Origin of the sequence: Streptomyces durmitorensis, from assembly GCF_023498005.1 — a bacterium.
Classification (GTDB): Bacteria; Actinomycetota; Actinomycetes; order Streptomycetales; family Streptomycetaceae; genus Streptomyces; species Streptomyces durmitorensis.
On record NZ_CP097289.1, the window covers coordinates 7,710,336 to 7,733,540 of the forward strand.

Annotated in this window: 19 protein-coding genes; 16 read left to right on the forward strand and 3 right to left on the reverse strand. The window is 69.8% G+C overall.

What is annotated here, in order from left to right; all coding sequences use genetic code 11:
• Positions 1-122: 122 nt before the first annotated feature.
• Positions 123-2,705, forward strand: a complete 2,583-nt coding sequence (locus M4V62_RS34535) for a RelA/SpoT family protein (protein ID WP_249591111.1) — start codon at positions 123-125, stop codon at positions 2,703-2,705.
• Between the two features lie 71 nt (positions 2,706-2,776).
• Here M4V62_RS34535 and M4V62_RS34540 read toward each other — a convergent pair whose 3' ends face one another.
• Both M4V62_RS34540 and M4V62_RS34545 read right to left on the reverse strand, forming a co-directional pair.
• The gene (locus tag M4V62_RS34540; RefSeq protein WP_249591112.1) at positions 2,777-4,009 is read right to left on the reverse strand and encodes a DUF349 domain-containing protein; all 1,233 of its coding nucleotides are present in this window, start codon (positions 4,007-4,009) and stop codon (positions 2,777-2,779) included.
• A 133-nt stretch (positions 4,010-4,142) separates the two neighbouring features.
• Entirely contained in the window at positions 4,143-4,964 is an 822-nt protein-coding gene (locus M4V62_RS34545; protein WP_249591113.1) for a peptidylprolyl isomerase, read from the reverse strand.
• A gap of 146 nt (positions 4,965-5,110) precedes the next feature.
• Here M4V62_RS34545 and M4V62_RS34550 point away from each other — a divergent pair, with 146 nt between their 5' ends.
• From M4V62_RS34550 to rpsD, 6 genes are all read left to right on the forward strand, one after another.
• Complete coding sequence (locus M4V62_RS34550) at positions 5,111-5,815, forward strand: MBL fold metallo-hydrolase (RefSeq protein ID WP_249591114.1); 705 nt, start codon at positions 5,111-5,113, stop codon at positions 5,813-5,815.
• A 13-nt stretch (positions 5,816-5,828) separates the two neighbouring features.
• On the forward strand, positions 5,829-7,091 hold the full coding sequence (gene hisS / locus M4V62_RS34555) for a histidine--tRNA ligase (protein WP_249591115.1): 1,263 nt from the start codon (positions 5,829-5,831) through the stop codon (positions 7,089-7,091).
• Between the two features lie 182 nt (positions 7,092-7,273).
• Positions 7,274-7,927: a vitamin K epoxide reductase family protein gene (locus M4V62_RS34560; protein WP_249591116.1), complete on the forward strand. Its 654-nt coding sequence runs from the start codon at positions 7,274-7,276 to the stop codon at positions 7,925-7,927.
• Between the two features lie 44 nt (positions 7,928-7,971).
• On the forward strand, positions 7,972-9,327 hold the full coding sequence (locus tag M4V62_RS34565) for a replication-associated recombination protein A (protein WP_249591117.1): 1,356 nt from the start codon (positions 7,972-7,974) through the stop codon (positions 9,325-9,327).
• 73 nt (positions 9,328-9,400) lie between these two features.
• Positions 9,401-10,162 carry an HNH endonuclease family protein gene (locus tag M4V62_RS34570; RefSeq protein WP_249591118.1) on the forward strand — a complete coding sequence of 254 codons (762 nt, stop codon included), beginning with the start codon at positions 9,401-9,403 and terminating at the stop codon, positions 10,160-10,162.
• Between the two features lie 371 nt (positions 10,163-10,533).
• A complete protein-coding gene (gene rpsD / locus M4V62_RS34575) occupies positions 10,534-11,148 on the forward strand; it encodes a 30S ribosomal protein S4 (RefSeq protein ID WP_249591119.1) in 615 nt (204 codons plus the stop codon).
• On the opposite strand, the gene M4V62_RS34580 is transcribed toward rpsD, so the two are convergent.
• Positions 11,136-13,316: an ATP-binding protein gene (locus M4V62_RS34580; protein WP_249591120.1), complete on the reverse strand. Its 2,181-nt coding sequence runs from the start codon at positions 13,314-13,316 to the stop codon at positions 11,136-11,138. The genes rpsD and M4V62_RS34580 overlap by 13 nt on opposite strands.
• Positions 13,317-13,476: 160 nt before the next feature.
• Between M4V62_RS34580 and M4V62_RS34585 the strand changes: the two genes are divergently transcribed.
• The 9 genes from M4V62_RS34585 (at position 13,477) to aroB (ending at position 23,057) form a co-directional block, all read left to right on the forward strand.
• A complete protein-coding gene (locus M4V62_RS34585; protein WP_249591121.1) occupies positions 13,477-13,926 on the forward strand; it encodes a DUF948 domain-containing protein in 450 nt (149 codons plus the stop codon).
• Between the two features lie 7 nt (positions 13,927-13,933).
• The gene (locus M4V62_RS34590; RefSeq protein WP_249591122.1) at positions 13,934-14,299 is read left to right on the forward strand and encodes a DUF6167 family protein; all 366 of its coding nucleotides are present in this window, start codon (positions 13,934-13,936) and stop codon (positions 14,297-14,299) included.
• The gene (gene alaS / locus M4V62_RS34595) at positions 14,299-16,968 is read left to right on the forward strand and encodes an alanine--tRNA ligase (RefSeq protein ID WP_249591123.1); all 2,670 of its coding nucleotides are present in this window, start codon (positions 14,299-14,301) and stop codon (positions 16,966-16,968) included. The genes M4V62_RS34590 and alaS overlap by 1 nt, the downstream gene beginning before the upstream one ends.
• Before the next feature lie 20 nt (positions 16,969-16,988).
• Positions 16,989-17,453 carry a Holliday junction resolvase RuvX gene (gene ruvX, locus M4V62_RS34600; protein ID WP_249593133.1) on the forward strand — a complete coding sequence of 155 codons (465 nt, stop codon included), beginning with the start codon at positions 16,989-16,991 and terminating at the stop codon, positions 17,451-17,453.
• Positions 17,454-17,577: 124 nt separating this feature from the next.
• Complete coding sequence (mltG, locus tag M4V62_RS34605) at positions 17,578-19,299, forward strand: endolytic transglycosylase MltG (protein WP_249591124.1); 1,722 nt, start codon at positions 17,578-17,580, stop codon at positions 19,297-19,299.
• The gene (locus M4V62_RS34610; protein ID WP_249591125.1) at positions 19,299-20,126 is read left to right on the forward strand and encodes a shikimate dehydrogenase; all 828 of its coding nucleotides are present in this window, start codon (positions 19,299-19,301) and stop codon (positions 20,124-20,126) included. The genes mltG and M4V62_RS34610 overlap by 1 nt, the downstream gene beginning before the upstream one ends.
• Positions 20,127-20,251: 125 nt before the next feature.
• The gene (gene aroC, locus M4V62_RS34615; RefSeq protein WP_249591126.1) at positions 20,252-21,436 is read left to right on the forward strand and encodes a chorismate synthase; all 1,185 of its coding nucleotides are present in this window, start codon (positions 20,252-20,254) and stop codon (positions 21,434-21,436) included.
• Positions 21,433-21,948, forward strand: coding sequence for a shikimate kinase (locus M4V62_RS34620; RefSeq protein ID WP_249591127.1), 516 nt, complete (start codon positions 21,433-21,435; stop codon positions 21,946-21,948). Before aroC ends, M4V62_RS34620 begins: the two co-directional genes overlap by 4 nt.
• On the forward strand, positions 21,945-23,057 hold the full coding sequence (aroB, locus tag M4V62_RS34625) for a 3-dehydroquinate synthase (RefSeq protein WP_249591128.1): 1,113 nt from the start codon (positions 21,945-21,947) through the stop codon (positions 23,055-23,057). The genes M4V62_RS34620 and aroB overlap by 4 nt, the downstream gene beginning before the upstream one ends.
• Positions 23,058-23,205 lie beyond the last annotated feature (148 nt).

Sequence of the window (23,205 nt, forward strand, 5' to 3'; positions counted from 1 at the left end):
TCAGGCGTTTCTCCCGTGAAGCGCTGTCTCACGAGCTGAGGGAGAGCCGAAGGTCCAGGATCGATACCATGGGCTCTTCGGGGCCTGACCGGGGGACCCGGATCGCGCACAGGGAGCGCCTCTTGCCAGACGAGTCCAAGGCACTCACCGCCGCCAAGGCCGCAGAGCAGGCCCAGCGCGCGGCGTCCACCGCTGCGCCCGCGAAGAGCGCGCCGCCCGCGGCGGGCGCGACGCCGGCGAAGCGGGAGAGTACGCCTCCCAGCACCACGTCCGCACCGAGCACGCCCGGCGCCGGCGCCAAGAGCGACAAGCCGGCCGCCGATCCTTCGCGCCCCAAGCCCCCCACCGAGGCGCGCGCCGGCAGCACCACCCCCACGCCCCGCCCCACGGCGGCCAAGAACGAGCGCTCCGGCTCCTCCAACCGCGTACGCGCCCGCCTGGCCCGCCTCGGCGTCCAGCGCTCGAACCCGTACAACCCGGTCCTGGAGCCGCTGCTGCGGATAGTGCGCAGCAACGACCCCAAGATCGAGACGGCGACGCTGCGCCAGATCGAGAAGGCCTATCAGGTCGCCGAGCGCTGGCACCGCGGCCAGAAGCGCAAGAGCGGCGATCCGTACATCACGCATCCGCTCGCCGTGACGACGATCCTCGCCGAGCTCGGCATGGACCCGGCCACGCTCATGGCGGGCCTCCTTCACGACACCGTCGAGGACACCGAGTACGGCCTGGACACCCTCAAGCGCGACTTCGGCGACCAGGTCGCCCTGCTCGTCGACGGCGTCACCAAGCTGGACAAGGTCAAGTTCGGCGAGGCCGCGCAGGCCGAGACCGTGCGCAAGATGGTCGTCGCCATGGCCAAGGACCCCCGCGTCCTGGTCATCAAGCTCGCCGACCGCCTGCACAACATGCGCACGATGCGCTATCTCAAGCGCGAGAAGCAGGAGAAGAAGGCCCGCGAGACCCTCGAGATCTACGCGCCCCTGGCCCACCGCCTGGGCATGAACACCATCAAGTGGGAGCTGGAGGACCTCGCCTTCGCGATCCTCTACCCCAAGATGTACGACGAGATCGTGCGCCTGGTCGCCGAGCGCGCCCCCAAACGCGACGAGTACCTGGCCATAGTGACCGACGAGGTCCAGGCCGACCTGCGCGCCGCCCGCATCAAGGCCACCGTCACCGGGCGCCCGAAGCACTACTACAGCGTCTACCAGAAGATGATCGTCCGCGGCCGTGACTTCGCGGAGATCTACGACCTGGTGGGCATCCGCGTCCTCGTCGACACGGTCCGCGACTGCTATGCCGCCCTCGGCACCGTCCACGCGCGATGGAACCCGGTACCCGGCCGGTTCAAGGACTACATCGCGATGCCGAAGTTCAACATGTACCAGTCGCTGCACACGACGGTCATCGGCCCCAGCGGCAAGCCCGTCGAGCTCCAGATCCGTACGTTCGACATGCACCGCCGCGCCGAGTACGGCATCGCCGCGCACTGGAAGTACAAGCAGGAGCCGTCCGCCGGCGCCTCCAAGGTGCGTACGGACGTGCCGAAGAAGACCGGTGGCAAGGACGACCACCTCAACGACATGGCGTGGCTGCGCCAGCTCCTGGACTGGCAGAAGGAGACCGAGGACCCCAGCGAGTTCCTCGAATCGCTGCGCTTCGACCTGTCGCGCAACGAAGTCTTCGTCTTCACGCCGAAGGGCGACGTCATAGCGCTCCCGGCGGGCGCGACCCCGGTCGACTTCTCGTACGCGGTCCACACCGAGGTCGGCCACCGCACCATAGGAGCGCGGGTCAACGGACGGCTCGTGCCGCTCGAATCGACCCTGGACAACGGCGACTTGGTCGAGGTCTTCACCTCCAAGGCGGCAGGCGCGGGCCCGTCCCGCGACTGGCTCGGCTTCGTCAAGTCGCCGCGGGCGCGCAACAAGATCCGTGCGTGGTTCTCCAAGGAGCGCCGCGACGAGGCCATCGAGCAGGGCAAGGACGCCATCGCGCGCGCCATGCGCAAGCAGAACCTGCCGATCCAGCGGATCCTCACGGGCGACTCCCTGGTCACCCTCGCGCACGAGATGCGCTACCCCGACATCTCGTCCCTCTACGCGGCGATCGGCGAGGGCCACGTCACCGCGCAGTCCGTCGTGCAAAAGCTCGTCCAGGCGCTCGGCGGCGAGGAGGCCGCCAACGAGGACATCGCCGAGAGCACGCCGCCCTCGCGCAGCCGCAGCAAGCGCCGCGCCAACGCCGACCCCGGTGTCGTCGTCAAGGGCGTCGAGGACGTGTGGGTCAAGCTGGCCCGCTGCTGCACGCCCGTCCCCGGCGACGGGATCATCGGCTTCGTCACGCGCGGCAGTGGCGTATCGGTTCACCGCAGCGACTGCGTGAACGTCGACTCGCTCTCCCGCGAGCCCGAGCGCATCCTCGAGGTCGAGTGGGCACCCACCCAGTCCTCGGTCTTCCTGGTCGCCATCCAGGTCGAGGCCCTCGACCGCTCGCGGCTGCTCTCGGACGTCACGCGCATCCTCTCGGACCAGCACGTGAACATCCTGTCCGCGGCCGTCCAGACCTCCCGCGACCGGGTCGCCACCTCACGCTTCACGTTCGAGATGGGCGACCCCAAGCACCTGGGCCATGTGCTCAAGGCGGTCAGGGGAGTCGAGGGCGTTTATGACGTGTACAGGGTGACGTCGGCGCGCAGGCCCTGACCTTCGTCCCTCCATGGGGCCGCCCCCGGCGCTCAGCGCCGGGGCGGCCCCATGAAGGTCGGGACGGTGTGTCAGCCGCCGAACTCGTGCAGACCCTTCAGCGCCTGGTCCAGCAGCGCCTGGCGGCCGTCGAGCTCCTTCTGGAGCTTGTCCGCCTTGGCGTTGTTGCCCGCCGCGCGCGCCTTCTCGATCTGTTCCGTCAGCTTGTCGACAGCCGCCTGCAGCTGGCCCGTCAGGCCCTCGGCCCGAGCGCGCGCCTCAGGGTTCGTACGGCGCCACTCGGCTTCCTCGGTCTCCTGAAGAGCCCGCTCCACCGTGTGCATCCGGGCCTCGACCTTCGGCCGCGCGTCACGCGGGACGTGGCCGATGGCCTCCCAGCGCTCGTTGAGCGTACGGAAGGCGGCGCGGGCCGACTTGAGGTCCTTCACCGGGACGAGCTTCTCGGCCTCCTCGGCCAGCTCCTCCTTCAGCTTCAGGTTCTCCGTCTGCTCGGCGTCCCGCTCCGCGAAGACCGCGCTGCGCGCCGCGAAGAAGACGTCCTGGGCGCCGCGGAAGCGGTTCCACAGGTCGTCCTCGTGCTCGCGCTGTGCGCGGCCCGCGGCCTTCCACTCGGTCATCAGGTCGCGGTACCGCGCGGCCGTCGGACCCCAGTCCGCCGAGCCGGAGAGCGCCTCGGCCTCGCCGACCAGCTTCTCCTTGGTCTTGCGGGCCTCCTCGCGCTGGGCGTCCAGCGAGGCGAAGTGGGCCTTGCGGCGCTTGGAGAACGCCGAGCGGGCATGCGAGAAGCGGTGCCACAGCTCGTCGTCCGACTTGCGGTCGAGGCGCGGCAGACCCTTCCAGGTGTCCACCAGGGCGCGAAGCCGCTCGCCCGCCGCACGCCACTGCTCGCTCTGGGCGAGTTCCTCGGCCTCGACGACCAGCGCCTCCTTGGCGTGCCTCGCCTCGTCCGACTGCTTGGCCTTCTGGACCTTGCGCTCCTCACGGCGCGCGTCGACGGTCTCGACGAGCTTGTCCAGGCGCTTGCTCAGGGCGTCCAGATCGCCGACCGCGTGTGCCTCGTCCACCTGCGCGCGCAGGTGGTCGATGGCGGTCATGGCGTCCTTGGCCGACAGGTCGGTCGTCTTCACCCGGCGCTCGAGAAGTCCGATCTCGACGACCAGACCGTCGTACTTGCGCTCGAAGTAGGCAAGGGCCTCGTCAGGAGATCCCGCCTTCCACGAACCGACTTCGCGCTCACTGCCGTCGGCCTTGCGCACGTACACGGTCCCCGTCTCGTCGACGCGGCCCCACGGGTCGCTGCTCACAGCGCCTCCTCCACATGATGCCTGTGCAGGGCCTCGGGCCCCCGGCATCGTCCACAGTTTCGTCACCGCCAACATAGGCGACGCGCGGGGCGGCTGTCCGCATCCCGCGCGTCCGAAGTTTGCCTGTGAGCGGTCAGGATTTCGACACGGTCGCCTTGTTGATGACGACCGTCGCGTTCGGGGCGCCGTCGCCCTGCCCGGTGCTCTCGCCGGCGTCGGCGATCTTCTTGAGCACCTTCATCCCGGAATCGGAAATGGTCCCGAACGGTGTGTAGTCGGGCGGCAGCTGACTGTCCTGGTAGACCAGGAAGAACTGGCTGCCGCCGGTGTCCCGGCCCGTCTTCTTCTCGGCGTTGTACTGGTTGGCCATCGCGACCGTCCCCGCCGGATACACGTTCCCCTTCAGGCGCTTGTCCTTGAGGTTCTCGTCCGGGATCGAGTAGCCGGGGCCGCCCTCGCCGGTGCCCTTCGGGTCGCCGCACTGCAGGACGAAGATGCCGCCCGCGGTGAGCCGGTGGCACTTGGTGTGGTCGAGGTAGCCCTTGTTCACCAGGAAGTTGAAGGAGTTGACCGTGTGCGGGGCCTTCGCCGCGGCGAGGTCGAGGCCGATGTCGCCGCAGGTGGTGCTCAGCTTCATCGCGTAGTCCGCCGACTTGTCGATCGTGAGCGCAGGCTCCTTCTTGAAGCTGAGCGGCTTCACCTTGCCGCCGGCGGGCTTCTCGCAGGGGTCCGGCTTCTTGGTGGGGCCCGGGCTCGCCACGTCCTTCGGCTTGCCGTCGTCGTCGAAGGCGCCCGCCGCGTACGACACCGCGCCGCCTGCCACCACCACCGCGAGCGCCGAGGCGATCACCGCGTTGCGCATCCGCGCCCTGCGCCGTGCGGCCTCCCGGCGCTGCTGCTGCCGCAAGAACTTCTCCCGGGCGAGCTGACGCCGCCGCTGATCGTTGCTGACCACCGGGTGATCTCTCCTCTGCGTGGATGACCGCTTCTGTTAGCCCCGTACCGTATATGGGTTAGCTGTGGAATCGGGAGCGCCGGTAGGCTCTGATCTGCCGCGATCCTGCGCGGTCACCTCCGCCGGACGACGAACGAAGGACGATCGTGCTCATTGCCGGGTTTCCCGCCGGGGCCTGGGGCACCAATTGCTACTTGGTCGCCCCCGCCGCAGGCGAGGAGTGCGTGATCATCGACCCGGGCCATCAGGCCGCCGAGGGAGTCGAGGAAGCACTCAAGAAGCATCGGCTCAAGCCCGTCGCGGTCGTCCTCACCCACGGCCACATCGACCACGTCGCCTCGGTCGTCCCGGTCTGCGGGGCCCATGACGTGCCCGCGTGGATCCACCCCGACGACCGGTACATGATGAGCGACCCGGAGAAGGCCATAGGCCGTTCCTTCGGCGCGCAGCTGCTCGGCGAACTGACCGTGGGGGAGCCCTCCGACGTCAAGGAGCTGGCCGACGGCGCGCGCCTGAAGCTCGCAGGTCTGGACTTCTCCGTCGCGCACGCGCCGGGGCATACGAAGGGGTCGGTGACCTTCCAGCTCCCCGAGTCCGCCGAGGTCCCCTCGGTGTTCTTCTCGGGCGACCTGCTGTTCGCCGGCTCCATCGGACGCACCGACCTGCCCGGCGGCTCGCACGACGAGATGCTCGAGTCGTTGGCGCGCGTGTGCCTGCCGCTCGACGACTCGACCGTGGTCCTGCCCGGTCACAACGAGCACACGACCATCGGCCGTGAGCGCGCCACCAACCCGTATCTGCGTCAGGTGGCCGCCGGCCTGGGAGCCGACGCTCCCCGACGAGGAATGTGACGAGAGAAAACCCGTGAGCACCTTCAAGGCCCCCAAGGGCACCTACGACCTGCTCCCGCCGGACTCGGCGAAGTACCTGGCGGTGCGCGAGGCGATCGCCGCGCCGCTGCGGAACTCCGGGTACGGCTATGTGGAGACACCCGGCTTCGAGAACGTCGAGCTGTTCTCGCGCGGCGTCGGCGAGTCCACCGACATCGTCTCCAAGGAGATGTACGCCTTCGAGACCAAGGGCGGCGACCAGCTCGCCCTGCGTCCCGAGGGCACCGCGTCCGTGCTGCGCGCGGCCCTTGAGGCCAACCTGCACAAGGCGGGCAACCTCCCGGTCAAGCTCTGGTACTCCGGCTCGTACTACCGCTACGAGCGTCCGCAGAAGGGCCGCTACCGCCACTTCTCGCAGGTCGGTGCCGAGGCGATCGGTATCGAGGACCCGGCTGTCGACGCCGAGTTGATCATCCTCGCCGACCAGGCGTACCGCACGCTCGGCCTCTCCCAGTTCCGCATCCTGCTGAACTCCCTGGGCGACAAGGAGTGCCGCCCCGTCTACCGTGCCGCGCTGCAGGACTTCCTGCGCGCGCTCGACCTGGACGAGGAGACACGTCGACGTATCGACATCAACCCGCTGCGGGTCCTGGACGACAAGCGTGACGACGTCCAGAAGCAGCTGGTCGGCGCCCCGATGCTGCGCGACTACCTCTGCGACGCCTGCAAGGCGTACCACGAGGAGGTGCGCGAGCTCCTGACGGCGGAGGGCGTCGCCTACGAGGACGACCCGAAGCTGGTCCGCGGCCTGGACTACTACACCCGCACGACCTTCGAGTTCGTCCACGACGGCCTCGGCTCGCAGTCCGCGGTGGGCGGCGGCGGCCGCTACGACGGCCTCTCCGAGATGATCGGCGGCCCCGCGCTGCCGTCCGTCGGCTGGGCACTCGGCGTGGACCGCACGGTCCTCGCCCTGGAGGCGGAGGGCGTGCAGCTCGAACTGCCCTCGGCGACCAGCGTGTTCGCGGTGCCGCTCGGCGACGAGGCCAGGCGGGTCCTGTTCGCCAAGGTGACGGAGCTGCGCAAGGCGGGCGTCGCGGCCGACTTCTCGTACGGCGGCAAGGGCCTCAAGGGCGCCATGAAGAACGCCAACCGCAGCGGCGCGCGCTTCACGATCGTCGCCGGTGAGCGGGATCTCGCCGAGGGCGTCGTGCAGCTCAAGGACATGGAGTCCGGTGAGCAGGACGCGGTCGCGGTGGACGAGATCGTGGCCGTCCTGAAGGGCAAGCTGGCCTAGCCGAAGCCTGGTGCGGGGCCCGGGTGCGACACCGCACCCGGGCCCCGCACGTTCAGGGTCCCGGGGTGAGTGCCATGCGCGTTCGGTCCGTACCTCCTTATGTCCATCGAACGGTGGACACCCGCCCGCGTGCGGCACAATGTCCGTGCCCGCAGGCCCCCACTCAGCGACGGAACGGCGTGATGAGCAAGACGACCCCGGCAAGCGACAGCCTCCCCTCCGAGCACGATCACGGGGGAGGGGACGCGGACGCGCCACGCGGTGTCGGCGGGAGCCGTGCGTTCGCGCTGCTTCTGGTGATCACGGGTGCGGCGGGTCTGCTCGCGGCGTGGGTCATCACGCTGGACAAGTTCAAGCTTCTTGAGGACCCGGACTTCACGCCGGGCTGCAGCCTCAATCCGGTGGTCTCCTGCGGCAACATCATGAAGAGCGAGCAGGCGTCGGCCTTCGGGTTCCCGAACCCGATGCTGGGCATCGCCGCGTACGCCGTCGTGATCTGTGTCGGCATGAGCCTCCTTGCCCGCGCCCGCTTCCCGCGCTGGTACTGGTTGACGCTGAACGCGGGCATGCTCTTCGGGGTCGGTTTCTGCACGTGGCTGATGTACCAGTCGCTCTACGAGATCAACTCGCTGTGCCTGTGGTGCTGCCTGGCCTGGGTCGCCACGATCGTCATGTTCTGGTACGTCACGTCGTTCAACGTCCGCAACGGCCTGCTGCCCGCGCCCTCCTGGCTGCGTACGTTCTTCAGCGAGTTCACCTGGGTGCTTCCGGTGCTGCACGTCGGCATCATCGGCATGCTGATCCTCACGCGCTGGTGGGACTTCTGGACCAGCTGACAGCGCCGAGGGCGTTGTCAGTGGGCTGACGTAGGGTTCCGAGCGTGGAGCCCGACCTGTTTACCGCAGCTGCCGAGGACCGCCAGGAGAAGGACCCTTCGACGAGTCCCCTGGCCGTCCGGATGCGCCCGCGCACCCTCGAAGAAGTCGTCGGCCAGCAGCATCTGCTGAAGCAGGGCTCGCCCCTGCGGAGGCTGGTGGGCGAGGGCGAGGGCGGGGGAGGACCGGCGGGACCGTCGTCGGTGTTCCTCTGGGGACCGCCGGGCATCGGCAAGACCACCCTTGCGTACGTGGTCTCGAAGGCCACGAACAAGCGCTTCGTGGAGCTCTCCGCGATCACCGCCGGTGTGAAGGAAGTCCGCGCCGTCATCGAGGGCGCCCGGCGTGCGATGGGCGGCCACGGCAAGGAGACCGTCCTCTTCCTCGACGAGATCCACCGCTTCAGCAAGGCCCAGCAGGACTCCCTGCTCCCGGCCGTCGAGAACCGCTGGGTGACGCTGATCGCGGCGACCACCGAGAACCCGTACTTCTCGATCATCTCCCCGCTCCTGTCCCGCTCCCTCCTCCTCACGCTCGAACCGCTCACGGACGACGACCTGCGCGGCCTGCTGCGCCGGGCGCTCACCGAGGAGCGGGGCCTGGGCGGCGCGGTCGAGCTGCCCGAGGACACCGAGGCGCACCTCCTGCGGATCTCGGGCGGCGACGCCCGGCGCGCGCTCACCGCCCTGGAGGCGGGTGCGGGCTCGGCCCTCGCCAAGGGGGAGAAGGAGATCACCCTCCAGACCCTGGAGGAGTCGGTCGACCGGGCAGCCGTGAAGTACGACCGCGACGGCGACCAGCACTACGACGTCGCGAGCGCCCTCATCAAGTCCATCCGCGGTTCGGACGTCGACGCGGCCCTGCACTATCTGGCCCGGATGATCGAGGCGGGCGAGGACCCCCGCTTCATCGCACGGCGCCTGATGATCTCCGCGAGCGAGGACATCGGCCTCGCCGACCCCACCGCGCTGCCCACGGCGGTCGCCGCCGCCCAGGCCGTCGCCATGATCGGCTTTCCGGAGGCCGCGCTCACCCTCAGCCACGCGACGATCGCCCTCGCCCTGGCCCCGAAGTCGAACGCCGCGACGATCGCCATCCAGTCCGCCCAGGCAGACGTCCGCGCAGGTCTGGCGGGCCCCGTCCCGCCCCACCTGCGCGACGGGCACTACAAGGGGGCGGCCAAGCTCGGCCACGCCCAGGGCTATGTGTATCCGCACGACGTGCCGGGCGCGATCGCGGCCCAGCAGTACGCACCGGACGCGGTGGCCGCCAAGCGTTACTACCAACCCACGCGCTATGGAGCAGAGGCGCGGTACGCGGACGTGGTCGAGCGGGTGCGCGAGCGCCTCAAGGGCGAGTAGCCGCACGGTCCGGCGGGGCAGCCGCACCGCCCCCGGCGGGCGGGCCCCGGCGCTCCCGCCTACGCTCGGCGCCATGGGCACAGCAGCCGGGCCGCGCGCGGGGGCCACCCTGCTCGCCGCCGCCGCCCTCGCCGCGGCCTGCACGCCGCCGCAGCTGGAGCGCGCCGCCTCCCGCCACACGGCCACCAGGTCCCCGGCTCAGACGGCAACACGGCAGCCCACGCCCGAGCCGTCCCCCACGGCCGCCCTCGCGAGCCCCGGCTTCCCGCCCACCGCCGCGCGGGCCCGGGACCAGCTCGCCGGCCTCACCGTCGCCCGGGGCAAGAACTGGCAGACGTACAAGCGCTCCGAGTTCGGCGTCGGCTGGTCCGACGACACTGACGCCCCCGGCGGCCGCAACGGCTGCGACACCCGCGACGACGTCCTGCGGCGCGACCTGAGGAACCTGCGCGAGGGCGACCGCAACCCCTGCGTCGTGCTCTCCGGCGTCCTGCACGACCCGTACACCGGCAAGGACCTTCCCTACTCCTACCGCCGCGCCTCGCAGATCCAGACCGACCACGTCGTCGCGCTCGGCGCGGCCTGGCGGGCCGGAGCCTGGGCCTGGACGGCGCGGAAGCGGCTGACGTACGCCAACGACCTCGACGTCCTGCTCGCCGCCGACAAGGCGACGAACTACACGAAGAGCAGCCAGACCCCCGACAAGTGGAAACCCCCGCGCAAGGAATACTGGTGCGAGTACGGCCGCCGCTGGACCGGGATCAAGGCGAAGTACCGGCTCACCGTCACGGCCCCCGAGAAACTGGCCCTCCAGGACCTCCTCGCCACCTGCTGAGCCTGCGGCCGGGGCTGCGGCTGAGGCACCCCCTGCCACCCGGTACACTTGCCCGAAGTGCTGCGTCCCGTGTCCCGGTCTCGTACCGGACACCACCAGAACGGGACATCCAGCCGGAGCCCCGGACCTCACCGTCCAGGAATCTCCAGGAGCGTCGCGCACCGTCGAAGGTGTCGCGGGCAGCCCACCACCATCTCGTACTCCGGGAAGCGGTCGGTGGGCCACTCGCGTGCTGCACATAGTGCCCAGACCAGGGAGCGGCTGCCCGCCGGATCCAGCATCACCGGATCCGATGGGTTTCCCAGGCTGCGGATTGCGACCTCCCCTAACCCTGGTGAAGCCGATTTCACATTGAACAGAGAGGTTGGTTCATGCCGAACCAGTCCCGCCCCAAGGTCAAGAAGTCGCGTGCCCTCGGCATCGCGCTGACCCCGAAGGCCGTCAAGTACTTCGAGGCCCGCCCCTACCCGCCGGGCGAGCACGGCCGTGGGCGCAAGCAGAACTCGGACTACAAGGTCCGTCTGCTCGAGAAGCAGCGTCTGCGCGCGCAGTACGACATCAGCGAGAAGCAGATGGCCCGTGCCTACGACCGCGCCAAGAAGGCCGAAGGCAAGACCGGCGAGGCCCTGGTCATCGAGCTCGAGCGCCGTCTCGACGCCCTGATCCTTCGTTCGGGCATCGCCCGCACGATCTACCAGGCCCGTCAGATGGTCAGCCACGGCCACATCGAGGTCAACGGCGGCAAGGTCGACAAGCCGTCGTTCCGCGTCCGTCCCGACGACGTCGTGATGGTCCGCGAGCGCAGCCGTGAGAAGCCGCTGTTCGTGGTCTCGCGTGAGGGTGGCTTCGCCCCCGACGGCGAGATCCCGCGTTACCTCCAGGTGAACCTGAAGGCCCTGGCCTTCCGTCTGGACCGTGACCCGAACCGCAAGGAGATCCCCGTGATCTGCGACGAGCAGCTCGTCGTCGAGTACTACGCCCGCTGACCCGGACGTAGCTCTCCCTGCTTCAGCCCGTCGCTCGCCCTGCCCTCGTGGTGGAGCGGGCGGCGGGTTCTTGCGTTGGTCCTCCGGCCCGCGCCCAGGGCCCGGGAGACCGCGGCGTCCGGGGTGAGACGGGTCCCGGCGGCCACGCACTCCTCGTACCGCGCGTCGCCCAGCTGTTCGCGGGCCTGTGCCTCGCACAGTTCGTGCGGCCCGCCGAAGTTCCCCGAGCCGAACAGCGGAAGGCCCACCGAAGGCCAGATGCGGGACGCGGCGCCCTGCAGGACCGCGGCCTCTGCCGGGTCGCCCTCCACCGCGGTGAACAGGGCGAGCAGCTCGATCGCGAGCACCGTGCCGAGCAGATCGTTGAAGGCGTGGTCCAGGGCCAGGCACCGCATGACCAGCTCACGGGCCGTCGCGGCCTCGCCGCGCGTCCAGGCCGCGAAGCCGAGGACATAGAGGGCGTACGCGAGGGTCCAGCGCTCGCCGTGGTCCTCGCAGACCTGGCGTACGTCCTCGCAGAGCTCCACCGCGTCGGCGAGCTCGCCGCGGAAGGCGAGGGCCATCGCCAGCTCGACCTGGCCCATCAGGACGTTGCTGTTGAGCTCGCCGATCTCGCGGTACTGAGCGAGGGCCGAGCGCAGCAAGGTTTCGGCACGCTCCATGTCGTCGGCGAGGAGCGCGAGGCAGCCGATGCGATGGACCGCGTACGCGGTCGCGATGGCGCTGCCGGTACGTTCCGCCTCGTCCTTGCACTCGTGCAGCGCGGCGAGCGCGGCGACCGTGTCGCCCTGAAGGACCGCTACGTAGCCAAGGACCCACAGCGCCTTGAGACGCGATTCGTCGTGGTCGCCGTCCAGCTCAAGGGCGCGGTCGAGCCAGTGCCGCCCCTCCGCGAGCCGCCCGCAGCCGACCCAGTAGAACCACAGGCTGCCCGCCAGGTACTGGCCCAGATGCGTCTCGTCCGGCTCCGACAGGCAGTACTCCAACGCGCCCCGCAGATTGGGCAGTTCGCAGTCGACGAGTTCGGCGACGTGCGCCTGGCGCGGTGAGAACCAGTCCAGCTCGCAGTGGGTGGCGAGCCCCATGTACCAGTCGCGGTGCCTGCGCCGCATCCGCGCCGCGTCGCCGGTCGCCTCGAGCCAGTCGGCGCCGTACGCCCTGACCGTGTCGAGCATGCGGTACCGGACGCCCGTCGGTCCCTCCTCGCGGGTCACGACGGACTGCGCGAGCAGCTCACTCAGTACGTCGAGGACGTCGTCGGCGTGCAGGCCGTCGCCGCTGCAGATGTACTCGGCCGCCTCCAGGTCGAAGGGCCCGCAGAACACCGAGAGCCGCGACCACAGCAGGCGCTCGCCCGCCGTGCACAGCTCGTGGCTCCAGCCGATGGCCGTACGCAGGGTCTGATGCCGAGGCGGAACGTCACGCCGGGCTCCGGTGAGCAGCGCGAACCGGTCGTCGAGCCGGGAGAGCAGCTGCGCGGGCGAGAGTGCCCGCAGCCGACCCGCCGCCAGCTCGACGGCCAGCGGAATCCCGTCCAGACGGCGGCACAGCTCCGCCACGTCGGCTTCGTTCTCCTCGTCCAGGACGAACCCGGGAAGCCCGGCCGCCGCACGGTCGGCGAACAGCGCGGCGGCGTCCGGCGCGGGCAGCGGCGCGAGCGGGAAGATCCGCTCGCCGCAGGTGTCGAGCGGCCTGCGCCCCACCGCGAGCACCCGCAGGCCGGGGGAGCGGTGCAGCAGCTCTCCCACCAGCGAGGCGCACGCCTCCACCAGGTGCTCGAACCCGTCGACGACGAGGAGGACTTCCCGCTCCGCGAGATGGTCGAGCAGTACCTTGCGCGGCGTGCGATGCGTGTGATCGGTCAGACGCAGCGCGTCGGCGACGGCGTGCTCCACGAGATCGGGGTCCCGGACCGCGGCGAGCTCCACCAGCCAGGCGCCGTCCGGCGGCGCGGCGTCGGAGGCGGCCCGGACGGCGAGGCGTGACTTCCCCACGCCGCCGACGCCGGTCACCGTGACCAGACGTCCGGCCTCCAACGCGGCGGCGAGATCGGCGAGTTCGCCGGTGCGTCCGACGAACGCGTTGAGCTCCAGGGGGAGGTTGCCGGGTCTCGGCGGGCGGGCGGGGGAGTCGTGCCGACCGCTACCGGTGCCCTGATCGCGTCGCATGAGACACGGAGCGTACTCATCCGTAAGCAGTCCGTACAATCACTTCGCTGAACTCCCTTGCCCGTACACGGTAATGCGGTGCGGAGCCTCGGCCCCGGCGCGATAGGGTCGGGGGACGACTTTTCGATGTTCAGGGCCGATGTCCAGGGAGCGGTGCACAGTGTCGGGTGGCGAGGTGGCCGGGATCCTGGTGGCCGTCTTCTGGGCGATCCTGGTCTCCTTCCTGGCCGTGGCGCTGGTGAGGCTGGCGCAGACGCTCAAGGCGACCACCAAGCTCGTCGCGGACGTGACCGAGCAGGCTGTGCCGCTCCTCGCGGACGCCTCCAGCGCGGTGCGCTCCGCGCAGACCCAGATCGACCGGGTCGACGCCATCGCCTCCGACGTCCAGGAGGTCACGTCGAACGCCTCGGCGCTCTCCACGACGGTGGCCTCCACCTTCGGCGGCCCCCTCGTCAAGGTCGCGGCGTTCGGATACGGCGTGCGCAGGGCCCTGGGCCGCAAGGCAGGACCCGAATCAGACAATGTGCCATCGGCACCCGCCCGACGTACCGTGATCGTGGGGCGCACCGTCCCCTCCGCGCGGCGGCGGGGCAAGCGGAAGAAGGACTGACGCAGCGATGTTCCGCCGTACGTTCTGGTTCACCGCGGGCGCCGCTGCCGGTGTGTGGGCCACCACCAAGGTCAACCGCAAGATCAAGCAACTGACCCCCGAGAGCCTCGCGGCGCAGGCCGCGAACAAGGCGCTCGAAGCGGGTCACAAGCTCAAGGACTTCGCTCTCGACGTCCGCGACGGCATGGCCCAGCGCGAGGCCGAACTGGGCGAGGCCCTGGGCCTCGAAGCCCCGGTCGACGCCGAACTCCCTGGGCAGCGCACGGTCGTCGTGGCCATCGAGAACGGCAAGACCAGCAAGACCGACAAGAACAAGCAGGGCAAGTACCTCTCGAAGTCGAAGTACTCGTACAACCGGAATGAGGACCACTGATGGAGTCGGCCGAGATTCGCCGCCGCTGGCTGAGCTTCTTCGAGGAGCGCGGGCACACCGTCGTCCCTTCGGCGTCGCTCATCGCGGACGACCCGACTCTGCTCCTCGTCCCCGCGGGCATGGTGCCCTTCAAGCCCTACTTCCTGGGCGAGGTCAAGCCGCAGTTCTCGCGCGCCACGAGCGTGCAGAAGTGCGTGCGTACGCCGGACATCGAAGAGGTCGGCAAGACCACCCGGCACGGCACGTTCTTCCAGATGTGCGGCAACTTCTCCTTCGGTGACTACTTCAAGGAAGGCGCCATCACGTACGCCTGGGAGCTGCTCACCAGCTCCGTGGCGGACGGTGGCTACGGCCTGGACCCCGAGCGCCTGTGGGTGACGGTCTACCTCGACGACGACGAGGCCGAGACCATCTGGCGCGAGAAGGTGGGCGTCCCCGCCGAGCGCATCCAGCGCCTGGGCAAGAAGGACAACTACTGGTCCATGGGCGTCCCCGGACCCTGCGGCCCCTGCTCCGAGATCAACTACGACCGCGGCCCCGAGTTCGGCGTCGAGGGCGGCCCGGCCGTCAACGACGAGCGGTACGTGGAGATCTGGAACCTGGTCTTCATGCAGTACGAGCGCGGCGAGGGCACCTCGAAGGAGGACTTCGAGATCCTCGGCGACCTGCCCAGCCAGAACATCGACACCGGCCTCGGTCTCGAACGTCTCGCCATGATCCTTCAGGGCGTACAGAACATGTACGAGACCGACACCCTGCGCGTCGTCATGGACAAGGCCACCGAGCTGACCGGCGTCCGCTACGGCGCCGAGCAGGGCTCGGACGTCTCCCTGCGCGTGGTCGCCGACCACATGCGCACGTCCGTGATGCTCATCGGCGACGGCGTCACGCCGGGCAACGAAGGCCGTGGTTACGTACTGCGCCGCATCATGCGCCGAGCCATCCGCAACATGCGCCTGATGGGCGCCACGGGCCCCGTCGCCTTCGAGCTCGTCGACACGGTCATCAAGTCGATGGGCGAGCAGTACCCCGAGCTCCGATCCGACCGCAAGCGCATCGAGACCGTCGCCCTCGCCGAAGAGGCCGCCTTCCTCAAGGCCCTCAAGGGCGGCACGAACATCCTCGACACCGCCGTCACCGAGACCAAGGCCGCGGGCGGCAAGGTCCTCTCCGGCGACAAGGCGTTCCTGCTGCACGACACGTGGGGCTTCCCGATCGACCTCACCCTGGAGATGGCCGCCGAACAGGGCCTTTCCGTGGACGAGGACGGCTTCCGGCGCCTGATGAAGGAGCAGCGGGAGCGGGCCAAGGCCGACGCCCAGGCCAAGAAGACCGGCCACGCCGATCTGCACGCCTACCGCGAGATCGCCGACGCCTCCGGCGCCACGGACTTCACCGGCTACACCCTCACCGAGAACGAGGCCGTGATCGTCGGCCTCCTGGTCAACGGCGTCTCGTCCCCCGCCGCCCGCGAGGGCGACGAGGTCGAGGTCGTCCTCGACCGCACCCCCTTCTACGCCGAGGGCGGCGGCCAGATCGCCGACTCCGGCCGGATCCGTCTCGACAACGGCGCAGCCGTCGAGATCCGTGACGTACAGAAGCCGGTCCCCGGCGTGCACGTCCACAAGGGTGTCGTCCTGGTCGGCGAGATCACCGTCGGCGACCAGGTCTGGGCCTCGATCGACGTGCACCGCCGCCGTGCCATCGCCCGCGCCCACTCCGCCACGCACCTCACGCACCAGGCGCTGCGCGACGCGCTCGGCCCGACGGCCGCCCAGGCCGGTTCCGAGAACCAGCCGGGCCGCTTCCGCTTCGACTTCGGCTCCCCGTCGGCCGTGCCCACGGCCGTCATGACGGACGTCGAGCAGAAGATCAACGAAGTGCTCGCCCACGAGCTCGACGTGCAGGCCGAGGTCATGTCGATCGACGAGGCCAAGAAGCAGGGCGCCATCGCCGAGTTCGGCGAGAAGTACGGCGAGCGCGTGCGCGTGGTCACCATCGGCGACTTCTCCAAGGAGCTGTGCGGCGGCACGCACGTCCACAACACCGCCCAGCTGGGCCTGGTGAAGCTGCTCGGCGAGTCGTCCATCGGTTCGGGTGTGCGCCGCATCGAGGCCCTGGTCGGCGTCGACGCGTACAACTTCCTGGCCAAGGAGCACACGGTCGTCGCCCAGCTCCAGGAGCTGGTCAAGGGCCGCTCCGAGGAGCTGCCCGAGAAGGTCTCCGCCATGCTCGGCAAGCTGAAGGACGCCGAGAAGGAGATCGAGAAGTTCCGCGCGGAGAAGGTTCTGGCGGCCGCCGCCGGTCTCGTCGAATCCGCTAAGGACGTACGAGGCGTCGCGCTCGCCACCGGACAGGTGCCGGACGGCACGGGCGCCGACGACCTGCGCAAGCTGGTCCTCGACGTGCGCCACCGCATCCCCGGCGACCGCCCGGCCGTGGTCGCTCTCTTCACCACGGCCAACGGCCGCCCGCTGACGGTCATCGCCACGAACGAAGCCGCACGCGAGCGCGGTCTCAAGGCCGGCGACCTCGTCCGTACGGCAGCCAAGACGCTCGGTGGCGGTGGCGGCGGCAAGCCGGACGTCGCCCAGGGCGGCGGCCAGAACGTCGCGGCCATCGGCGACGCCATGGCGGCCGTCGAACGCCTCGTCGCAGAGACGGCCTGATGGACGACTCCTCAGGGGGCATGCGCAGGGGCCGGCGCCTGGCCATCGACGTCGGTGACGCCCGGATCGGGGTCGCCTCGTGCGACCCCGACGGGATCATCGCCACTCCGGTGGAGACGGTGCCGGGACGTGATGTCCCGGCCGCCCAGCGCAGGTTGAAGCAGCTTGTCGACGAGTACGAACCGATCGAGATCGTCGTCGGCCTCCCTCGCTCCCTCAACGGGGGCGAGGGGCCCGCGGCCGCCAAGGTCCGTGCGTTCACACAGGACCTCGCCCGCTTGGTCGCCCCCATTTCGGTGAGGCTCGTGGACGAGAGGATGACCACAGTGACGGCCAGTCAGGGGCTGCGCGCCTCGGGCGTGAAGTCCAAAAAGGGCAGGTCTGTCATCGATCAGGCGGCGGCCGTCATCATCCTGCAGCAGGCACTGGAGTCCGAACGGGCGTCAGGTAAAGCTCCGGGCGAGGGCGTCGAAGTGGTCATCTGATCGCGATACGGTAACGTTCCGCGCGATGCGGCGGTGTTCGAACAGCTGCCGCACAGCATCAAGAGGCGGAACGGTTGCCCTCCCACTCAGACGGCGGCCCCGCCTCGCGGCATGTAGGGGATCGATGACTGAGTATGGCCGGGGCCCAGGCTCCGAACCGTGGCATCCCGAGGACCCGTTGTACGGGGACGGCGGATGGGGAGGACAGCAGCCTTCGGGCGGCCAGTCCACCTACGGCGGCCAGGGGCAGTACCACCCTCAGCAGCCGCAGCAGCATGCGCAGTACGAGGACTGGAGCACGGGCCAGCAGCAGGCCTACGGCTCGCAGCAGTACGGCGGGCCCGCCGCCCAGCAGCAGTACAACGGAGGCGGCGGCCAGGACCCGCAGTACAACGGCGGCCAGGCGGAGCAGCAGTACAACGGCGGCCAGGACCAGTACAACGGCGGCTGGGACACGGGCCAGCAGGGTCAGGTCCCGTACTCCGGCGATCCTGCGGACCCCTACGGCAACCAGCCGGGCGGCTACGGCGCGGAGAGCCCGGACTACTACGGCACTCCCGACGCCTACCCCCCGCCGGAGCCGCCGTCCCGCCGACGCCCCGAACCCGAGCCGCAGAAGGACTGGGATCCGGGCCCGGACCAGGGCGAGCACGCCTTCTTCTCCGGTGCCGATGACGACGAGGACGAGTACGACGACGAGCCGGGCCGCCGTGGTGGCCGCGGGGACCGTCGAGGCGGCCGGGGCGGCAAGAAGCCGAAGAAGCGCAGGAGCGGCTGCGCCTGCCTGGTCGTGACGCTGGTCTTCGGCGGCGGTCTCGCCGGGGTCGGCTATTTCGGCTACCAGTTCTACCAGGACCGATTCGGTACGGCGCCGGACTACGCGGGCGAGGGAACCGGCCTCGCGACCGTCGACATCCCGAAGGATTCCGGCGGCTATGTGATCGGCCAGAAACTGAAGGACGCCGGCGTCGTCAAGAGCGTGGACGCGTTTGTCTCCGCGCAGGCGCAGAATCCCAATGGCAATTCCATTCAGGACGGCGTCTACGTCCTGAAGAAGGAAATGTCGGCCAAGAGCGCGGTCGAACTGATGCTCAGCCCGAAGAGCCGCAATAACCTCATCATTCCCGAGGGTAAGCGGAACTCGTGGGTCTACAAGCAGATCGACACTCGCCTGGAACTCGAAAAGGGAACCACTGAGGGTATCGCCAAGAAGAAATGGAAGACTCTCGGTCTTCCTGACTGGGCGAACAACAACAAGGACATCAAGGATCCGCTCGAGGGCTTCCTCTATCCCTCCAGTTACCCGGTCGCCAAGGGCCAGAAGCCGGAGACCGTCCTCAAGAAGATGGTCTCCCACGCCAACGCGAAGTACGACGAGTTGGGCCTCAAGGCGAAGGCCGCCGAGCTGAACCTGAAGGACCCGTTGCAGGTGCTGACGGTGGCGAGCCTTGTCCAGGCGGAAGGCAAGTACAAGCACGACTTCGAGAAGGTCGCGACGGTCGTCTACAACCGCCTCAAGACGAACAACACCGAGACGTACGGCCTCCTCGACTTCGACTCGACGGTGAATTACGCCAAGGCCGAAAGCACCCTGGAAACCGGAACGGTCGACGACCTGCGCAAGTTCGACGACCCGTACAACACGTACAAGATCAAGGGCCTGCCCCCCGGGCCGATCGGCAACCCCGGAGATGAGGCGCTCAAGTCCGCGCTCAACCCGGCCAAGGGGAACTGGTACTACTTCGTCTCCATCAACGCGGACACTACGTTGTTCGCCGAGACGAATGAGCAGCATGAGCGCAATCGTCAGAAGTACCTCGAGGAACAGAAGAAGAATTCCGGCTGATGAGCAATGAGCGCAGAGCCGCAGTCCTCGGCTCACCCATCGCCCATTCCCTCTCCCCGGTGCTGCACCGCGCCGCATACGGGGAGCTGGGCCTGGTCGACTGGACGTACGACCTGTTCGACGTCGACGAGGCGGCCCTGCCCGGCTTCATCGAGGGGCTCGGTCCCGAGTGGGCCGGGCTCTCGCTGACGATGCCGCTCAAGCGCGCGGTGATCCCGCTGCTCGACGAGGTCAGCGAGACCGCCGCCTCCGTCGAGGCGGTCAACACCGTCGTCCTGACGGACGACGGGCGTCGCCTCGGCGACAACACCGACATCCCCGGCATGGTCGCCGCCCTGCGGGAACGCGGCATCGAGCAGGTCGAATCGGCCGCGATCCTCGGCGCGGGCGCCACCGCGTCCTCCGCGCTCGCCGCGCTCGCGCGGATCTGCACGGGCGAGGTCGTCGCGTACGTACGCAGCGAGGCGCGCGCCGCCGAGATGCGGCAGTGGGGCGAGCGGCTCGACGTGGAGGTGCGGACGGAGGACTGGGCGGACGCCGAACGCGCGCTGAGCGCGCCGCTGGTGATCGCCACGACGCCCGCGGGCGCGACCGACGCGCTGTCGGCCGCCGTGCCCGAGCGGCCCGCGACCCTCTTCGACGTCCTGTACGACCCGTGGCCCACCGCTCTCGCGGCCCGCTGGTCGATGTACGGCGGAGCCGTCGTCAGCGGGCTCGACCTTCTCGTGCATCAGGCGGTGCTGCAGGTCGAGCAGATGACCGGGCGCACGCCCGCGCCGCTGGTCGCGATGCGCAAGGCGGGGGAACACGCGCTGGCCGCCCGCTGAAGCGTCCGCTTTGTGGACCGGAGGCCAGGTCCCGCCCCCCGACGTGGGAGGATCGGGGGATGGCGGGCCAGGGCCGCGCACCCGGTCGCGCCACGTAGTTCCAGGCGCGAGCATGAGGAGCACCGTTGAGCAGGTTGCGTTGGCTGACCGCGGGAGAGTCCCACGGACCCGCACTTGTCGCGACGCTGGAGGGTCTTCCCGCCGGCGTGCCGATCACCACGGAGATGGTGGCGGACCACCTGGCCCGGCGGCGCCTCGGCTATGGGCGCGGTGCGCGCATGAAGTTCGAGCGCGACGAGGTCACCTTCCTGGGCGGCGTCCGGCACGGCCTGACCATGGGCTCGCCGATCGCGATCATGGTGGGCAACACCGAGTGGCCCAAGTGGGAACAGGTCATGGCGGCCGACCCGGTCGACCCGGAGATCCTCGCCGACCTGGCCCGCAACGCCCCGCTGACCCGGCCACGGCCCGGCCACGCGGACCTCGCGGGCATGCAGAAGTACGGCTTCGACGAGGCCAGGCCGATCCTGGAGCGCGCCTCCGCACGTGAGACCGCGGCCCGCGTCGCGCTCGGCGCGGTCGCCCGTTCGTACCTCAAGGAGACGGCCGGCATCGAGATCGTCAGCCACGTGACCGAGCTGGCGAGCGCCAAGGCTCCGTACGGCGTCTACCCGACCCCCGCCGACGTCGAGAAGCTCGACGCCGACCCCGTGCGCTGCCTCGACGCGGACGCGAGCAAGGCGATGGTCGCCGAGATCGACCAGGCCCACAAGGACGGCGACACCCTGGGGGGTGTGGTCGAGGTCCTCGCGTACGGCGTGCCCGTCGGGCTCGGCTCGCACGTGCACTGGGACCGGCGGCTCGACGCGCGGCTCGCCGCCGCGCTCATGGGCATTCAGGCCATCAAGGGCGTCGAGGTCGGCGACGGTTTCGACCTCGCACGGGTGCCGGGCTCCAAGGCGCACGACGAGATCGTCTCCACGGAGGACGGCATCCGGCGCACCTCCGGCCGCTCCGGCGGCACCGAGGGCGGCCTGACCACCGGTGAGCTGCTGCGCGTGCGCGCCGCGATGAAGCCCATCGCGACCGTGCCGCGTGCGCTCGCCACTGTCGACGTCGCCACCGGTGAGGCCACCAAGGCGCACCACCAGCGCTCCGACGTGTGTGCGGTCCCGGCCGCCGGCATCGTCGCCGAGGCGATGGTCGCGCTGACCCTGGCCGACGCCGTCGCCGAGAAGTTCGGCGGCGACAGCGTGCCCGAGACCCGGCGGAACGTGCAGTCGTACCTCGACAACCTGCAGATCCGGTGACCGGCCCGCAGATCGTTCTGGTCGGTCCGATGGGCGTGGGCAAGTCGACGGTGGGCGCCCTGCTCGCCGAGCGCCTCGGCACCGTCTACCGGGACACCGACGCCGACATCGTGGCCGCACAGGGCCGGGAGATCGCGGACATCTTCGTGGACGAAGGTGAGCCGCACTTCCGAGACCTGGAGCGGGAGGCCGTGCGTACGGCGCTCGCCGAGCACGAGGGCATCCTCGCGCTCGGCGGGGGCGCGATCCTCGACGAGTCGACCCGCGCGCTCCTGGCCCCGCACCCCGTCGTCTATCTGTCGATGGACGTCGAGGAGGCGGTCAAGCGCACCGGCCTGAACGTCGCGCGCCCGCTGCTCGCGGTCAACCCGCGCAAGCAGTGGCGCGAACTGATGGACGCCCGCCGCCAGTTCTACGCCGAAGTCGCCCGCGCCGTCGTCGCCACCGACGACCGCACCCCCGAAGAGGTCGCCCAAGCGGTCCTCGACGCACTGGAGTTGAAGGAAGCATGACGGAGATTGCTGGGACGGCGGGGCCCACGCCCACCCGCATCCAGGTCGGCGGTACCGCGGGCACCGAGCCGTACGAGGTGCTGGTCGGACGCCAGCTCCTCGGTGAGCTGCCCGGCCTGATCGGCGAGCAGACCAAGCGCGTCGCGATCATCCACCCGGAGGCCCTCGCCGAGACCGGCGACGCGCTGCGCCAGGATCTGGCCGACCAGGGGTACGAGGTCGTGGCCATCCAGGTGCCGAACGCCGAGGAGGCCAAGACCGCCGAGGTCGCCGCGTACTGCTGGAAGGCCCTTGGCCAGTCCGGCTTCACCCGCAGCGACATCATCATCGGCGTCGGCGGCGGAGCCAGCACCGACCTCGCCGGGTTCGTGGCCGCGACCTGGCTGCGCGGGGTCCGCTGGATCGCAGTTCCGACCACCGTGCTCGGCATGGTGGACGCCGCGGTCGGCGGCAAGACCGGCATCAACACCGCCGAGGGCAAGAACCTCGTGGGCTCCTTCCACCCGCCCACGGGCGTGCTCTGCGACCTGGCCGCGCTCGACTCGCTGCCGGTCAACGACTTCGTGTCGGGTCTCGCGGAGATCATCAAGGCCGGTTTCATCGCCGACCCGGTGATCCTCGAACTGATCGAGCAGGACCCGCAGGGCGCGCGCAGCCCGCAGGGTCCGCACACCGCCGAGCTGATCGAGCGCTCCATCAAGGTCAAGGCCGAGGTCGTGTCCGGCGACCTCAAGGAGTCGGGCCTGCGCGAGATCCTCAACTACGGTCACACGCTGGCGCACGCCATCGAGAAGAACGAGCGCTACAAGTGGCGCCACGGTGCCGCGGTCTCCGTCGGCATGGCCTTCGCGGCCGAACTCGGCCGCCTCGCAGGGCGGTTGGACGACGCGACCGCCGACCGGCACCGCACCGTCCTTGAGTCGGTCGGCCTGCCCCTGAGCTACCGCTACGACCAGTGGCCCAAGCTCCTGGAGACCATGAAGGTCGACAAGAAGTCCCGCGGTGACCTGCTGCGCTTCATCGTCCTCGACGGCCTGGGCAAGCCGACCGTCCTGGAGGGACCCGACCCGGCGGTGCTGCTCGCCGCGTACGGCGAAGTGGCGAAGTAGCGCTCCAGGAGGGCGGAATCGGCCCACCAGAACAAGCCACGGGCACCCTGCGGCCTCCCCGGCCGTTCACACAACGTCGGCCGGGGACGGTACCGTTCGGTAACGGGTGGCCCCGGCCGCCGCCCGACCAGCGTCAGTCGTACGAGAC

Excerpts from the sequence above, each read along its gene's own strand:
- M4V62_RS34560 (WP_249591116.1), top strand. The coding sequence starts at position 7,274 with ATGAGCAAGACGACCCCGGCAAGCGACAGCCTCCCCTCCGAGCACGAT.
- M4V62_RS34570 (WP_249591118.1), top strand. The coding sequence starts at position 9,401 with ATGGGCACAGCAGCCGGGCCGCGCGCGGGGGCCACCCTGCTCGCCGCC.
- rpsD (WP_249591119.1), top strand. The coding sequence starts at position 10,534 with ATGCCGAACCAGTCCCGCCCCAAGGTCAAGAAGTCGCGTGCCCTCGGC.
- M4V62_RS34580 (WP_249591120.1), bottom strand. The coding sequence starts at position 13,316 with ATGCGACGCGATCAGGGCACCGGTAGCGGTCGGCACGACTCCCCCGCC.
- M4V62_RS34590 (WP_249591122.1), top strand. The coding sequence starts at position 13,934 with ATGTTCCGCCGTACGTTCTGGTTCACCGCGGGCGCCGCTGCCGGTGTG.
- alaS (WP_249591123.1), top strand. The coding sequence starts at position 14,299 with ATGGAGTCGGCCGAGATTCGCCGCCGCTGGCTGAGCTTCTTCGAGGAG.
- ruvX (WP_249593133.1), top strand. The coding sequence starts at position 16,989 with ATGCGCAGGGGCCGGCGCCTGGCCATCGACGTCGGTGACGCCCGGATC.
- mltG (WP_249591124.1), top strand. The coding sequence starts at position 17,578 with ATGACTGAGTATGGCCGGGGCCCAGGCTCCGAACCGTGGCATCCCGAG.
- M4V62_RS34610 (WP_249591125.1), top strand. The coding sequence starts at position 19,299 with ATGAGCAATGAGCGCAGAGCCGCAGTCCTCGGCTCACCCATCGCCCAT.
- aroB (WP_249591128.1), top strand. The coding sequence starts at position 21,945 with ATGACGGAGATTGCTGGGACGGCGGGGCCCACGCCCACCCGCATCCAG.